Consider the following 15,430-nt stretch of genomic DNA (forward strand, 5'->3'; position numbering starts at 1 on the left):
GCTCTATACGAATTGTCTTATGACAGGGCTGTCGCACGCCGTTACATTGAAATGGCTTCATCTAATAATTAATCCACTCTGGAGACATTTCATGGGTACGAACGCGACCACCGCACCCGTCGACGAACGATTACCGAACGGCAGGCTGGCTGCACTGGGCTTGCAGCACGTTCTGGTAATGTACGCCGGTGCCGTCGCGGTTCCACTAATTGTGGGCCGGGCATTAAACCTGACGTCTGAAGAAGTATCGATCCTGATTGCTGCTGACCTGTTTGTCTGCGGCATCGTGTCCATCATCCAATCGATGGGCTTTACGCAGTATTTTGGTATCAAGCTGCCCGTCATGATGGGTGTGACCTTTGCCGCTGTCGGCCCCATGGTCTCCATGGCACAGGCCAACCCCGGCCAGGAAGGAGCCCAGTTGCTCTTTGGCACGGTCATCGGGGCAGGGATCATCACCATGATCATCGCCCCTGCCGTCAGCCGCATGCTGCGCTTTTTCCCGCCTGTGGTCACCGGCACCATTATTGCCATGATCGGCATTACGCTGATGCGAGTGGGGATCAACTGGATTTTCGGTAACCCTGTTGGCCCTACCGCCCCCACGGTCATCAACCCCGACCACCTGGCCTGGATTCAGCACGCACAATCGGCCGCGGCCATGCCCGGCTCGGCCTTGCCCCCACCTCCAGAAGGTCTGGCCCTGAAAGCAACGGTACCGAACCCGCGCTACGCCAACCTGACTGGCCTGGGTATTGCCGCCATCGTGCTGACCTCGATTCTGCTGATCGCCAAATTTGCCAAAGGCTTTCTGGCTAACGTGGCCGTCTTGCTGGGTATTGTTATTGGCGCCGTTGTGGCCTCGGCCATGGGCATCATGACCTACGAGAAAGTCGCCAATGCAGCTTGGGTTGATCTGGTTCTGCCCTTCCACTTCGGGATGCCCAAGTTCAATATCCTGCACATTGCGACCATGACACTGGTCATGATTGTGGTGCTGATTGAGTCTACCGGCATGTTCCTGGCTCTTAGCGACATGACAGGCAAGAAAGTGGATCAGAAAGATCTGGCACGCGGCCTGCGCACCGACGGTCTGGGCACCTTGCTGGGCGGTATCTTCAACACCTTCCCCTACTCCAGCTTTTCGCAAAACGTGGGCCTGGTTGCCGTGACAGGCGTGCGCAGCCGCTTTGTCTGCGTGGCCGGGGGTGTGATTTTGATCATTCTGGGCCTGCTGCCCAAAATGGCTGCCCTGGTTGAGTCCCTGCCCACCGTGGTTCTGGGCGGCGCCGGGATTGTGATGTTCGGTATGGTGACGGCTACTGGTATCCGCATTCTGTCCGGCGTGGATTACAAGACCAACCGCAACAACTCCATGATTGTGGCTATCTCCATTGGCGTGGGCATGATTCCTCTGGTTGCGCCCAACTACATGCAGTGGATGCCTCACGCCATTCACCCGCTGATCGAATCGGGCATCCTGCTGACCTCGATTGCTGCCGTTCTGCTGAACTTGTTCTTTAATGGTGCTAAAGAAGATACGCATGCAGCGGTAGAAGCAGCCAAGCACGCGGAAGCCTAAAACGCTTGCTCAGCTTGTCTTGAAACCGGCCTGTCCATGAATGGGACAGGCCGGTTTTTTATCGTCCGGCTTCTGCCATCACGAAGCAAAGCGCCGCGCCCCCGCCACGCACAAGGCAGCGCCTAAAGTCACCCAGATCATGCTGGCATTGACGGACTCACCCAGCAAGGCGGCAGCCAGTCCCAGGCCCATAAAAGGCTGCAACAACTGCAGTTGCCCCACTGCGGCAATCCCTCCCTGCGCCAACCCCCGATACCAGAACACAAATCCCAGGAACATGCTGAACACTGACACATAGCCGAAACCTAACCAGGCTGCTGTATTCACATTGCTGAATGTTTGCGGCCAGAACCACAGCATCATGACGAACATGAAAGGCGAGGAGAGCACCAGGGCCCAGCAAATAACTTGCCAGCCACCCAAACGACGCGACAGGCGTCCACCTTCGGCATAACCCAAGCCACACACCACCACGGCGGCCAGCATATACAGGTCCCCTTGCCAGGCCGCATCCAGACCTTCTCGCGCAGCATAGGCCATCACCAGCAAGCAGCCTAAAACAGAGCACAGCCAGAACACGGGCTTATGCCGCTCTCCGGCCAAAACCACCCCAAAGAGGGCTGTGCACAACGGCAACAAGGCGACATACACAATAGAATGCGCCGAAGTGATGTACTGCAAGGCCAGCGCCGTCAACAAGGGGAATCCCAGCACGACACCAAAACCAACCACGGCCAAGGGTAACAAGTCTGATCGCTTTGGCCGTGCCACACGCCCGACCAGCAACCAGACCGCTGCCAACAAGGCAGCGACTACCGCTCGCGCGCCAGTCAGGAAAAAAGGATCCATGCCCAGAACAGCAACACGTGTAGCCGGCAGAGATCCGGCAAAGATTGCTACGCCTATAAAGCCATTTAGCCAGCTGACTGCCTTGCTATCCATCATTCACTCTCCAACAAAGATGCTTGTCAGTACAACACAGCTATGCCAGCATACACAGGCACAGTCCAGTACAGTTTTAAAAAACTGTACTGCTCACCGGACCCATACACCGTACCCGAGCCAGCCTCATGTCTGCTTTGACCCGTATCGACTACATCATGCAATCCGTACGTGATCGCATCGCGGCACGGACCTACCTGCCCGGTACCCGCCTGCCATCCGTACGCGCACAAGCAAAATCGGCAGGCGTGTCGGTATCCACGATTGTCGAAGCCTATGGCAGGCTGGCCGCTGAAGGTCTGATCGAGGCTCGCGCGGGTTCCGGCTTTTATGTGACGGCTCCTTTGGCTCCACTCAGCTTGGCCGCCCTGGAACCAGCTCTGGAAAAGGATATCGATCCTTTATGGATCTCGCGCCAATCTCTGGAAGCCGAGGCCGATGTCCTGATGCCCGGCTGCGGGTGGCTGCCCTCGGACTGGATGTATGACCAAGGAGTGCGCCGCGGTTTACGTAAGGCCGCCCGTAGCCCCAGCGCGGACTTGACGGACTACGGCTCGCCTCTGGGCCTAGAGCCCTTGCGACAAATGCTGGCCCGTCGTCTCGTGCAGTCCGAAATAGATGCTGCCCCGCATCACATCATGCTGACCGACTCGGGCACTCAAGCTATTGACCTGCTTTGTCGCTTCTTTCTGGAGCCAGGCGATACGGTCCTGGTGGACGACCCCTGCTACTTCAATTTCCATGCGCTGCTGCGAGCGCATCGGGCCAAAATCGCCAGCGTGCCCTATACCCATCAGGGCCCTGATCTGGCGGCCTTTGAGGCTGCCCTTAAAGAACACAAACCCCGCCTGTACATCACCAATTCAGGCATACACAATCCAACCGGCGCACGTCTTTCGGCCATGACGGCCCATAGCGTGCTGGCCATGGCGCAACGCGCCGACCTCTACATTATTGAGGACGATATTTTCGGGGATCTGGAGACCCGACCCGCTACCCGACTGGCGGCACTGGATGGGCTGTCCCGCGTAGTACAGATAGGCAGTTTTTCCAAAACACTGTCGGCCGCCTTGCGCTGCGGTTATATCGCGGCCCAGACTCCATGGATCGAGAGCCTGGTCGACTTGCGTACCGCCACCAGTTTCAGCAGCAACCGCCTGGCCTCACATATTCTGAACAGCGCGCTTGGCGACAGCGGCTATCGCAAACATCTGGAACGAGTTCGATACCGGCTCTCCAAAGCCATGGATCATGCCGTGGCACAGCTGGAGCAACTTGGCCTGACGCCATGGCTGCGCCCCCGCGAGGGCATGTTTCTCTGGGTCCGTCTGCCGGCCGGAAATGATGCCTTGAGCCTGACACGCGCCTGCCTGCCCCATGGCATCGTGCTGGCCCCTGGCCCTGTTTTCAGCCAAGCTCCTGATGCTGCCCAGTTTCTGCGTTTCAACGTCGCTCAATGCGGGGACAAACGCGTCTTCAACGTCCTGAAACGGGCTCTGAACAACGAGCTGTCTGTTTAAAGCATCAAGGGATTTCAGATCCTTCCACTTGAACGTTCCGCATCGATGTCCTGGTCGCGGCCAGAGGATTACAATCGGCTCTGTTATGCGGCCCATGCGGACCGCCGCCACCAATCTGACTCCCATGTCCCCCAAAGACTTACGCGATTTATTCCTGCTGGCCGCCATCTGGGGCGGCTCGTTTTTATTTACGCTGCAAGCGGTCCCCGACTTTGGCCCCTTTCCCCTGACCGCCATACGGGTCGGTGTCAGCGCCCTGGCCTTGATGAGCTACATCACCGTCACCGGACGCTTGCCCATCTTTCTGGCGAACTGGAAACCCATCTTTGCGCTGGGCATTCTGAATGCCGCCGTGCCCTTCTCCTTATACGCCTTCGCAGCCTTGCGACTGGAGTCTGGCTTGCTGGCCGTCTTGAATGCCATGGCTCCCTTGTTCGGCGCACTGGTGGCACGAGTCTGGTTGAAAGAGCGCCTGACACCCAGCCGGATTCTGGGCCTGTGTCTGGGCTTCCTGGGCATTCTGATTCTGGTGTACGACAAGCTCAGCTTCAATAAAGGCGCCGAAGGCTGGGCTGTGCTGGCATCTTTGCTGGCCACAGTGTTTTACGGTATTGCCGCCAACTTTACCGCCCGCTATCTGCGCGGCGTGCAGCCACAGGCAGTAGCAGCAGGCAGCATGGTCAGCGCAACATTGGTTCTATTGCCCGCAGCCATTTACTGGTGGCCCGCACAGTTTCCGGGCCTGCATGCCTGGGGGGCTGCGCTGTCCTTATCCCTGCTGTGCACGGCCGTCGCCTATCTGATTTTTTACCGCCTTCTGTCCAATGTCGGCCCCTCCAAAACCATTACGGTGACCTTTTTGGTGCCACCTTTTGGGGTGTTGTGGGGTGCCTTGCTGCTGGACGAGGCCCTGACCGCACAGATGCTGATCGGTATGAGTACCGTTCTGTTCGGGACATTGCTGGCTACAGGGCTGATCGGCAAGCGCAAGACGACGTAAGTCAGCTACGCCGCCTTCAAGCGTCTTCGTTCTCGGTTCTCGGTTCTCGGTTCTCGGTTCTCGGTTCTCGGTTCTCGGTTCTCGGTTCTCGGTTCTCGGTTCTCGGTTCTCGGTTCTCGGTTCTCGCAGCCTATTTGAACTCGTGACTGACGCTGGCCGTCTTTCCTGAGCGCACTCGAATTGTTGTGCTGAACTCTGGCAATCCCGCATTCTTGACAACAATGCGGTGCGAGCCTGGAGCCAGTGACAAGGACTTCAAAGGCGGGCTGACACCTTGCTTTCGGCCATTCACATAGACCTCCCCCCAAGGCCGTATATCCAGGGCGATTGTGCCCTTGGCAGGTGGCGCAGGCTTGGCAGCGACAGGATCCAGTTGTTCCACATGATCGACTTGCGCGGAAGGCTCAGAGGAGTCGGTTTGCGTGCTTGCGGCCACCCCTGATGCAGTGGCCGTAGCAGTCCCGGTAATTCCCATTGCTCCGACACTTCCCGCTGCCCCGGTAGTTTCATTAACTCCGGGGGCGCCTGTTATTGCTGCTCCCCCTCCAGTAGCTCCTGTAACTCCAGCGGCTCCGGCTGTTCCGGCTGTTCCGGCTGTTCCGGCTGTTCCGGCTGTTCCGGCTGTTCCGGCTGTTCCGGCAGCATGATCGGCCAAAACCAGGCGAGCTGCATCATCCGATGTGTTTTGTGTTTGAACTGGCAAAGCAGGCTGCAAAGCTCCCGACTCGGCCAGCAGTTTCAACTCCGTTGTTGTCGCGGCTTGCGAGCCCGAAGCCTGGGCTAATTGCTGCCCTGTCACCGAGTCATTTTGTGCACCTGTCGACTGCGACCCAAGCTGATCTGATCCTGCCACCGAAGGCTGCCCCGATTGGGAGGCAGACCCCACCCCTGCACCCAAAGCAGCCACATCATTCGGCTTGGACTCTCCATCCGCTACCAGCCCGCCCTGCAACTCCGACGTGATTGATCCCGGTCCCGACCTTGATGTGGACTCCTCAGGCGTGGCGCCCACCACCGCCGGACGATTGGAATCAGACGCTGCAACAGCGGGCCCGGAAGTATCGCCATCACCGCTCCAATACGCCGCCCCCAGCCCTGCCAGAACGACTACTGCCAAACCCGCCAGCCACAATGGCAAGGAAGACCGGCGTTCAGGCGTAATCGGCAGCACAGTTTGCGCAGCGGGAGCATGTGCGGGCACAGGCTCTGGCACTTGCCCCAATCGTTCCAGCCTTCGGTAAGAAGCCATGGATTGAGGCCGCTGCACCCAGTCAAGGGCCAGCCCCTGCAACATGGCCTGCGTCGGACCGTCCGCGTCCTCGTCCATCACCACAGGATCTTTCAACTGCCGCCAAGGGGCGGCCATCAGAGGAAAGCCCGTCGTCAGTTGCCAGCGCAAGGCCGCATAAGCGTAAACATCCGTCCAGGGGCCAGCAGGCCGCACAGGATCATCCACATATTGCTCGGGGGCCGCGCAAGGCTCATCAAAGGCCATACCCTGAGCACGCGCCTGTGCCAGACTGCGCTTGTGCATGTTCTGCTCCAGCGGCAATAACTGAACCAGACCTTCATCACTCAAAACCACCGTATCCAGCCCCAGCACGCCATACCATTCCTGGTGCTCATGCAGCTCGGCCAGTTGCAAGGCCAATTGATCCAGAATCACCAGCCGTTGGTCCAGCAGCAAAGAGTCCAGAATCTGCCCCAAAGGGCGACCCTGGACATCCTTGGCAGAGTTTGTACGTTTCATGAGGGATCTCACCATGGTTGATAAGCGCGGCTTGCTGCATCTGCCGCTGTTGCTGACACGAACAAGCGCCGAAACAAGGCCAGACTTAGCTCGCCACTGTGCGTCACGCTGCGCCAGCCAGGATTGTTCATGCCCAGGCACCACCAGTAACTACGGTGGGAGCCGGGCTCCAGACAAGGCTGCAGGACAGCCCACGGGTCTTGTGGCACAGACGGCGCACGAGAGCCGTACAAAACATCCAGAATGTCCTGCCCGGCATCACGCTGCTCGGACTGGGCGGCAACACTCTCCGCCAGCAAACCGGCATAAGGCACGGCACTACACAAAGTTTGATCCAACTGGGTTGCCGCCCAGCAAAACCGCACCCCTTGCTGCAAGGACAGGCCCAATTGCTCAACCATATTGGCCAGTACAGGCAGACGGACACGCTGACATTGCTCGGCATTCAAAGGCACCAAAGCGCACACCAGATACTCGCGCCCAACCCGGTCCTGACTGGGCATGACCGCTCCTGCTTGCACGCCCCCTTGCGGCAAGGACATCAGAAATCCCCAGGCATGGACAGGCGAGCTGGGCATATTGGCTCCAGCAGTCTTGCTGGGCGAACGAATCTGGCTGACACCACTGCTGAACCAGCGCTCCCACGGCAACAAAATCGGCTCGGGCATACGTCGACGTACAAAGTCCCCCATGGCCGGAATCTTGCCGTACCACATCACCTCCGGGCTGGAGTCGAAATCATCCTGGCGCATCTCAATGGCTCCCCGGGCAGCTAAACCCTCTCATCTCCGCCAAACGCCACGGATTCCTGGAGCTATTGGCCACCACATCCACCACAAACTGACGACTCCCCAAAGCAAAAGACAAGCGCTGTGCCCCGGCAGACGCACCCGATACAGGCTGTGCCTTGTCCAGCAATCGCAACAACGCCCAGGCACCGGTCGCCCTCATCCCCGAGCCTTCGGACTGTGGCTGTGCCTCCAGACTGACCTGACGGCCCCCGCGCGGCCCCGGCCACTGTACCCCCATGGCAACCTGTGGGCCATGGGCATAACGCAGCACCTGGCCATCCACATCCAGCAGCACTTGCGACAGTTCTGCATCCAGCTGAACCGGAGTGAACGCCATATCAATACGCGGTTGATTACTGCCTGCCGGGAAGAACACATCCCGAATCACAGCCGCACGCTGAAACGCATCCAGATAACGGAAGTTGGCCGCTGCCTGCCCATCTATGCCCGGTTTGAAACGCCAGCGTCCACCTGACATATCCACCTGATGCATCAGATGCTCTTGAAAAAAGGCATCCATCAAACCACCCGGCGCAAACATGCGGGCAAAATCATTAGGTGCGACATCCTGCCTGGATTGAGCGGCGAAGGGATATCGACCGGCAATCGCACTACGGCAAAACTGACCAATAGTGGCATTTACCAACTGCCCCAAACTGGCTTGAGTCCGCGACGCGATCTCGGCAGAAGCACCTACCGAAAACTGATCCAGCGCATCACGTAAAGGCCCAGGCAACCGACCTGCCTCTGCCTGCAACTTGGTCAAGACATTGGACTGCGGCGGTGTACCCGCGCTGCGCAGAGCAGCATCCGAGGAGGTCAAAAAAGCATAGAACTCATCCAGCAACTCCAGGGTGCCATCAATAGGCGCTGGTGCCCCGCCACTACTGGAAGCCAGGCGGTGATAAGGCTCGAAGTGCTGATCCACGATGGCCTCTACCTGCTTGGCCTGAGGCTCATTACGGCGACTACCCTCCAAGCCGACCGGGCCAAACATCTGCTCCAGCGCCTGCCGGGTATCGTCCAGCCGCACTTTGGCTTGTGCCCCCAAGGAGGCCCCCTGCTGCGCATCCTCTCGCAACAGACGAGTTTGCAAAGCCACCTGCTGGACCAACTGCTTCAGGGGCGAATCGGCCATGGACAAGGTCCGAGCCAACTGAATGTTTTCCAGCAAGCTGCCGCCTTGCAGCAGGCGCAAGTCAGCCAGATACTCATCCCACACACGCACATAATCCAGCAGATACAGACGACGCAGCTCCTGGCTTGCCGCACGACGCGCCGCCTCGGACTGTCCGGCTCCCGTATCCAGCCCCAGAATCCAGCGGTCATCCTCGCGCATCTGCTGCAATTCGCTGTCGATACGTGGTTCAACCACGGTCCAGTACCCCTCGTAGGTGTACAGACCGTCTATCCCTTCGGTTAACGGTTTGCCACTTTCGCGCTTGAATACAGAGGCCGCGTATGGCCCGGCCATGCCTGAGACCGACATAGGTATCAAACCGGGTGTGGCGGCCAGAATACGGCGCATGCGGCTATAAGTGCGCTGCTCCAGACTGATACGCGCCAGACGTTCCCGGCTTTGTTCAATCAAGGCTTCATTGCGCGGGAAGGGATTCAAGAGCAAGCCCGCCTGCGTCACTGCACGGACATGGCTCTCCAGCCTGTCGTATTGCGACTGGGTAAAGCCTGCCGGCAAGTCCTGCTTCAAACTGCCCAGCAACCAGGTCTGCAAATGGGCAGCGTCATAGCGCCGCGTGTCGTATAGCATCAAATAGGCGCGCAGGGCCTCGTAGCCGTACTCCAGGTCCTGCGCCTGCTCGCTACGCAACACGGTTTCGATACGACGCGCCAGCAAGGGGGCCAGCAATTTCTCCAAAGCGCGTTGGTAGACGGTATCGGCAGCGGCCTTCATCTTGTCACCCTGATACAGGCCCATGCGCCGCTCCAAACCGGGCGCATTCAAGGGAAACTGATCGCTTTGCGGCAGCAACGACAACATATCCAGCAAAGGCAGCAAGCCGACCGCCGGGGTGGTATCCAGCACCTGTGTTTGGTCCGCCTGTTGCTGAGCCTGCGGAACACGTCCTTCAACCTGCTCCACATAGCTGCGGTTCAACAGAAAGCTGCGACTCCAGGCCAGCCCCAGTAGCAACACACCCACCGCCACCAGACCGTAGACCAGAAAATGACGCAAGCGCACGCGGCGCTCCCAGCGCTCGTCGCGGCCTGCAACACCGGCCTCCTGAAAGATCAGCTCTTTCAGCAGCTGGGTCAGAAAATAGCTGCGGCCCTGACCGGCCACTGGCTGCGCTTGATCCGCCTGCACATCCACTTCCAGATACTCGCGCATGGAGTCCCGCACCTGATCCAGACGCACACCTCCTTGCCGACCACTGGTGAAGTACACGCCGCGCAGCAACAGGGGTGCCTCGAAGCGGGACTGGCTAAACACCTGTTCCAGAAACTCCTCCAGCACCGGCCCCAGGCGAGCAAACTGTTGTGGCAGCAGATAGGCTTCGGCACGCACGCTTTCGTTGGGCTGCTCGGCCATCACGGCCGCCAGACCACGCTCCAGGCGTTGATGCAAGGCTTCGTACTCGCGCCCATAGGTATGCGACAAGGAAAATCCCGCTTCGCGCGAGCTTTCATAAGGCAAGGTGAAGCCCCAGACCTGCTCCAGTTCCTGACGATCACAATGGTCGAAATACTCCTGAAAGCCCTGGAGCAAATCCATTTTGGTGACCAGCACATAGATAGGAAACTGAATCCCCAAACGCTCGCGCAATTCAGCCAGGCGCTGGCGCAAGACCTGCGCATGATCGTGACGTTGCGCGGCCGTGCTGGACAACAAATCTGGCACGCTGATAGTCAGCAAAGTGCCATTTATCGGCTGCCTGCGGCGATAGCGCTTGAGCAGGCCCAGGAAACCACGCCATTCCTGCTCATCTCCTACCGGATCACTTTCATGCGTGGTGTAGCGTCCTGCCGTATCCAGCAGGACGGCTTCGTCGGTAAACCACCAGTCGCAATTGCGCGTGCCCCCTACACCTCGCAGCGACGTTTTTCCGTAGCGCTCCGACAAGGGAAACTGCAAGCCGGAATTGACCAGCGCCGTGGTTTTGCCCGCTCCGGGTGCCCCGATAAAGACATACCAGGGCAATTGATACACGTACTGGCGCGACAGCAAGGAGCGCAAACGTCCGCCCATATGCGAACCAAAGCGAATCCGCTTGAGCAGTTCGATGGCCTCATCAAACTGGCTTTGCAAAGGATGCGGCGTAGCCGTATTGCTCGATGCTGATGCCTTCTGCGCCGGGCGGCTTAATTGGCCTAGCAACTGCGCGTTCAAGCGGCCTTCACGCCAGCTGCGCCACAACAAGCGCAGCAACCAGAACACCACCACCACAGCCATCGCAATCCAGCGCGACAGCTCGGTTTCCAATGGCCGGGTTTGGCCAATCGCCAACAAAGGCCCCAGCAACCAGATCAGCACCAGTAGGATCAGCACACCCACAAAGGTCCAGACGCTGCGGCTGAAGACCAGACTCAAAAGACGTGTCATTGCCCGGCCTCCTTGCTCAAGGGCACGATCGTGATCTCCACCCGTCGGTTCTGTGCCCGACCTTGAGCAGTGCCATTGTCCGCCACAGGCGCAGCATCGGCCCGGCCTTGTGCGCGTACACGTTCCGGCTGACTCAAGCGCTCCTGCAAGACGGCCTTGACCGAGTCGGCACGAGCCTGCGAGAGATGAAAATTGGAAGGAAAGCGCACACTGCGTATGGGGACGTTATCGGTATAGCCATCTACCAGCACCAAGCCCGGCGCGGCTTCCACCGCATCGGCGATACGTGCAATAACGGGAAGCAACGGCGCACGGATCTGGTCGGCTCCTGAGTCGAACAGACCGTCGCCTCGCAAGATAATGACGCTGCGATCGGCCTGATCTCGCACGGTCAGCAGACCTTCGGCCACCTCGGGGGCCAGCAGCTCTGCCAAGGCCAAGGGTGCCTGCGGCGCAACGCCACTGGACGGCGGCTGGCCCTGTGTCTGCAAGGCTGGCAGGCGCAGAGCCACGATGTCCTCGAAAGCCTCATCAGACTGCCGGTTCAGCAACAGACTGGCCCCCAGATACATCAACAAGCACAGCAGCAAGGCCACGCAAACAGCTACCCAGATGGGCACAGGCAAAGGCTTGCCAACTTTCTGCGCCGGGTTGTCGCGCCAGTGCGGGGACAGAGCAGCTGGCACCGTCTGCCCATACTGGCGCAAGCTCATGTACAGACGTTGACGCACAGTTTCCAGCTGGCTGGCACCCTGCTCATGCACGCGATAGCGGCCTTGAAAACCCAAAGCCAGGCAAAAGTACATCAGCTCCAGCAACTGCAAATGCGCCGCCGGGCTTTGCATCAACTTGTCCAGAAGCTGAAAGAACTTCTCCCCGCCCCAGGTTTCATTATGAAAAGTGACCAGCAAGGTGTGCGAGGACCAGACTCCAGCCTGCCCCCAAGGGGTTAGCGCAGCCGCCTCATCCAAGGTCGTGCACAGGCAATAACGAGCCGCCAAAATGGTTTCATTGGCCACGGGCACGGCCTGTGCGCGCAACTCAAATTGACGGATTTCAGCCACCAGCTTGGCACGCAGACCTGCCGGGTCTGCATGTCGGGCGCTGCGGCGTATATCGGACACCATCACCAGCAAAGGGTTGGCGGCCTCCAACAGGGGATTGGCCCCCTGCGGAACAAAGCGCGGTGCATCCGCCCGCGATCGGCGCTCGTCCGGGACCGGGCCGTTATTCCAGGAAACTGTCTCGTTCATAGCCATGCTCCGGGTCAGCGGCGTATTGCCCAAAACTCAAGTTGTAGGCCGGGGAAGTCTCCGGCCAAATGCAGGGCCAATGCGCCGTTCTGCTCCAGCTGACGCCACAGCTCGCCGCCTTTTTCCAGCTCGAAGTAGGTGAATCCTGCGTGATACGGCAAGGCTCGTGGCGCGACAGACAAAGGCTGCAAACCGATGCCCGGCAATTGCAGATGCACCAGATCGCGGATGCGTTCTACCGGCCCCAATTTCACCTGTGCCGCAAAATGCTGCCGCACGGTTTGGGCGGGCAAATCGGCTTGCACGGCCAACACAAAACCCGCCTGCCGCAAGAGCGCACGATCCGCAATCTGGGCCAGACGTACGCCCTGCCCCTTGTCCTCCAGCGCAATCGACACCGCCTGCTGCTCCAGGACCACGGACAGAGCACGGCGCAACTCCAGCACCAGCGGCAAAAAGGACTGGGCTAGATCGTCATGCTGATAGGAAGGCCAGATCAGCGGCTGACGCCCGTCCTGGGTGTAGGTAGCTAAAGCACCATGCAATTCCATCCAGGCCTGATACAGCTCGCCAGGATGTACGTGTACGCGCTGCTCCATGGCCCACAAGGCAGCCCGATAGCGATTGACCAGCTCCAGCATCATGAAGTCGGCCACATCGCCCTGCCCGCGCCCTCCCGGCCCCAGACGTTCCGCCAAAGCTTGGGCACGGGCCTGCAATAACGCCTGTACATCCGCGCTTAGAGCACTTAGCCGGGCATGGGCCTGAATGGACAAGATAGGGGCAATGAAATCCGGGTCCAACACCAGCGAGCGGTCGGGTCTGCGCTCCAGAATGCGGGCCACGGGCATGGCAACACTGTCTTCATACACCTCGGATTCGGGCAGCAAAACAGGCTGCAAACGCCCCAGTTGCGACAGACACGGTTCAGGTGACAAACCACTGCTGTCATACAAATCCTGCTCGCTGACCACATAACGCGACCGACGCGAGCTGTGCCCATCAAACTGAATCTCTGCCCGCCCGGCCTGACGACGAGGCAGCACCAGCATCAGACGCTCGGGACGCACCACTTCGGGGGCCGTCCAGGCCACAATCTGCATCGCTCCCGGCCTGCAATCAAAGGGCGTGCCATCCGGCAGCAAGCCGCGCGCTTCGCGTAAGGCGACACTGCCCATACTCAGGGCCTGTTCGTCCAGACTCAAGGTTTCAAAGCCCCAGCAAAACGGCTGCGTAGCCCGCCTTCCGGCGTGGGCATAGTGCTCCAGATAGCGCTCCATCTGCTGAAAATGCTGAGGCCGTAAAAACAGCCCTTCGGTCCAAATGACTTTATCCATTGAAATAATCCGTTCTACGCCCATCAATCAACGACATGAATGGCGTTCTTGCGTAACTGCAGGCTGACCTGGACGGCGTCCGGGGCCGACTGCCAGAACTTGTAGATATTCGTGGTGCGCGACTCGGGCAGGGGCAACAGGACACGCCACACGCTGGCATCCAGCTCGCGATACCCTACGACCACGCCAACAGCGGTGGCTTGCAAATCGCCCGGCCGTTTGAAGGTATGGGTCTGGCCGGGGCGCAGCACGATCTGCTCCACATTGAGCAGATCCGCCTGCAAGGCTTGTTGCGGGTCGGACTGCAGGGCGAAGAAGTCCCTGGATTCAAAGGTGCTGCCCGAGCGCAGCTCGAACACAAACACCTGTACCGGGGAAGGCCGACCCGTGGCATCCGGGTTGAGCTGTTCATCCGCAGTCAGAACAATCTCGTAGGGCACGGCCATGCGACTGGAGGTGGACGCGCACGAGGCCAGCAACCCCAGCATCAGCAGCGAACACAAACGAAGCAATCGGCGAACGGTCACGATGTCTCCTTGAATGGCAATGCGCCCCATCTAAAAGCATGAATGCGACAACTTTGTTAAGGACACGGGGTGTTTCGGTGCTTACCCTTGCGCAACAACTCTTACAAAACCGTCCGCGTCATGTCATGTGGCTGTCTTTTTCCTTTCCTAGTCTTGAGGGCAAGTACAACTTTTCTTTTTCCTGCCATGTATTTACCTGCCCGCCTGATCGTTCCGGCTCTGGCCCTTTTACTGACAGCCTGCGCCCAAACTCAGAACAAGCCAGTGGCTGTTTTCAGCCCGGCTGCCGAAGCTGAACTGGAGCAAATACGCTCTGCCTTTAATGAAGGTGACTACAGCACCGTGATCCGGCAAGTGGGCCGCTCCAGCACCCTGCCTGCTGCCGCACCCAATCAATACAGCGAAGCCTTGAAACTGCAGGCCTTCAGCTTTTGCGTGCGCGACTACACTTTTTTGTGTGAAGAGCGTTTCAAGCAGGCACGGGCTGTAGACCCTGGCTTTACCCTGGCCCAGGCCGAGCGCGGTCACCCCACCTGGGGCCCGGTTTATGAAAAAGTGGCAGGAGCACAGCCATGAGCACAGCTGTAGATTGGCGTTTGCAAGCAGAGTCCGGTGGAGCCCCGCGCCCTGTTCCTGAACCCGGTCTGGTCTGCGGTTCCTGGACTCAGGCTGATCTGGTTTTGCCCGATAACAATCAAACGCCGCCCGTGCTGTCTTACCTGCGTCGCCAGCACGATGTGCTGACGATTCAACGAGCTAGCGCAGACGGTCAGGTCGCCGTGAATGGCATCGAATTGGCACTGGCACAGGTCAAGACCTTGCAGAATGGGGATCGCCTGACCTTGGGGGAAATGCACTACCGGGTGGAATCGGGAGTCAGCCCCGTCACACAGGATGAAACGCCTTTGGCAGCTGCGCCTGTGGCCGATCCTTTCGCAGATCTGCATGTTCCCGGCATGGTCCCGGTCGGTGGTCCCATGCCTGCGCCCTCGGACAAGCATCCCTTCGATACAGCAGCCAAACCAGCCAGTTCACCCAGCACCGACAGCACCATTCCGGCAGCCAGTTGGCAACCAGAGTTGGGTCGCGCCCCGGAGTGGGTCAGCACCTTGTCCGACAAGGAAAACGAGTTCGATCTTTTGCAGGGAATGCGTCAGGCCTAGGCC

At 59.2% G+C, this 15,430-nt stretch carries 12 protein-coding genes; 5 read left to right on the forward strand and 7 right to left on the reverse strand.

Going from position 1 to position 15,430, the window contains the following annotated elements:
* Nucleotides 1-91 precede the first annotated feature (91 nt).
* Complete coding sequence (locus NBV64_RS17410) at nucleotides 92-1,582, forward strand: nucleobase:cation symporter-2 family protein (RefSeq protein WP_125301999.1); 1,491 nt, start codon at nucleotides 92-94, stop codon at nucleotides 1,580-1,582.
* A gap of 78 nt (nucleotides 1,583-1,660) precedes the next feature.
* On the opposite strand, the gene NBV64_RS17415 is transcribed toward NBV64_RS17410, so the two are convergent.
* Complete coding sequence (locus NBV64_RS17415; RefSeq protein ID WP_203145835.1) at nucleotides 1,661-2,524, reverse strand: DMT family transporter; 864 nt, start codon at nucleotides 2,522-2,524, stop codon at nucleotides 1,661-1,663.
* 128 nt (nucleotides 2,525-2,652) lie between these two features.
* On the opposite strand from NBV64_RS17415, the gene NBV64_RS17420 reads away from it, so the two are divergent.
* Together NBV64_RS17420 and NBV64_RS17425 are read left to right on the forward strand one after the other, a co-directional pair.
* Nucleotides 2,653-4,044 (forward strand): aminotransferase-like domain-containing protein, encoded by a 1,392-nt coding sequence (locus NBV64_RS17420; RefSeq protein ID WP_250756241.1) that lies wholly within the window; start codon nucleotides 2,653-2,655, stop codon nucleotides 4,042-4,044.
* Nucleotides 4,045-4,129: 85 nt separating this feature from the next.
* Nucleotides 4,130-5,044 carry a DMT family transporter gene (locus NBV64_RS17425; RefSeq protein ID WP_009463539.1) on the forward strand — a complete coding sequence of 305 codons (915 nt, stop codon included), beginning with the start codon at nucleotides 4,130-4,132 and terminating at the stop codon, nucleotides 5,042-5,044.
* 130 nt (nucleotides 5,045-5,174) lie between these two features.
* Here NBV64_RS17425 and NBV64_RS17430 read toward each other — a convergent pair whose 3' ends face one another.
* From NBV64_RS17430 to tssJ, 6 genes are read right to left on the reverse strand one after another with little or no spacing between them, the layout of a single operon-like run.
* Nucleotides 5,175-6,794 carry a PEGA domain-containing protein gene (locus NBV64_RS17430; protein ID WP_250756242.1) on the reverse strand — a complete coding sequence of 540 codons (1,620 nt, stop codon included), beginning with the start codon at nucleotides 6,792-6,794 and terminating at the stop codon, nucleotides 5,175-5,177.
* An 8-nt stretch (nucleotides 6,795-6,802) separates the two neighbouring features.
* Nucleotides 6,803-7,546 (reverse strand): type VI secretion system-associated protein TagF, encoded by a 744-nt coding sequence (gene tagF / locus NBV64_RS17435; RefSeq protein WP_250756243.1) that lies wholly within the window; start codon nucleotides 7,544-7,546, stop codon nucleotides 6,803-6,805.
* Between the two features lies 1 nt (nucleotide 7,547).
* The gene (tssM, locus tag NBV64_RS17440) at nucleotides 7,548-11,147 is read right to left on the reverse strand and encodes a type VI secretion system membrane subunit TssM (RefSeq protein ID WP_250756244.1); all 3,600 of its coding nucleotides are present in this window, start codon (nucleotides 11,145-11,147) and stop codon (nucleotides 7,548-7,550) included.
* Complete coding sequence (locus tag NBV64_RS17445; protein WP_250756245.1) at nucleotides 11,144-12,400, reverse strand: DotU family type VI secretion system protein; 1,257 nt, start codon at nucleotides 12,398-12,400, stop codon at nucleotides 11,144-11,146. Before NBV64_RS17445 ends, tssM begins: the two co-directional genes overlap by 4 nt.
* Nucleotides 12,401-12,414: 14 nt before the next feature.
* Complete coding sequence (gene tssK, locus NBV64_RS17450) at nucleotides 12,415-13,737, reverse strand: type VI secretion system baseplate subunit TssK (RefSeq protein ID WP_250756246.1); 1,323 nt, start codon at nucleotides 13,735-13,737, stop codon at nucleotides 12,415-12,417.
* 23 nt (nucleotides 13,738-13,760) lie between these two features.
* Nucleotides 13,761-14,264 (reverse strand): type VI secretion system lipoprotein TssJ, encoded by a 504-nt coding sequence (gene tssJ / locus NBV64_RS17455; RefSeq protein ID WP_230940566.1) that lies wholly within the window; start codon nucleotides 14,262-14,264, stop codon nucleotides 13,761-13,763.
* A 186-nt stretch (nucleotides 14,265-14,450) separates the two neighbouring features.
* On the opposite strand from tssJ, the gene NBV64_RS17460 reads away from it, so the two are divergent.
* Both NBV64_RS17460 and NBV64_RS17465 read left to right on the forward strand, forming a co-directional pair.
* Nucleotides 14,451-14,840 (forward strand): TssQ family T6SS-associated lipoprotein, encoded by a 390-nt coding sequence (locus NBV64_RS17460; protein ID WP_026483661.1) that lies wholly within the window; start codon nucleotides 14,451-14,453, stop codon nucleotides 14,838-14,840.
* Nucleotides 14,837-15,427, forward strand: coding sequence for an FHA domain-containing protein (locus tag NBV64_RS17465; protein WP_250756247.1), 591 nt, complete (start codon nucleotides 14,837-14,839; stop codon nucleotides 15,425-15,427). The genes NBV64_RS17460 and NBV64_RS17465 overlap by 4 nt, the downstream gene beginning before the upstream one ends.
* Nucleotides 15,428-15,430 lie beyond the last annotated feature (3 nt).

The sequence above is a fragment of the Alcaligenes sp. DN25 genome, assembly GCF_023674485.1.
GTDB lineage: Bacteria > Pseudomonadota > Gammaproteobacteria > Burkholderiales > Burkholderiaceae_B > Alcaligenes > Alcaligenes phenolicus.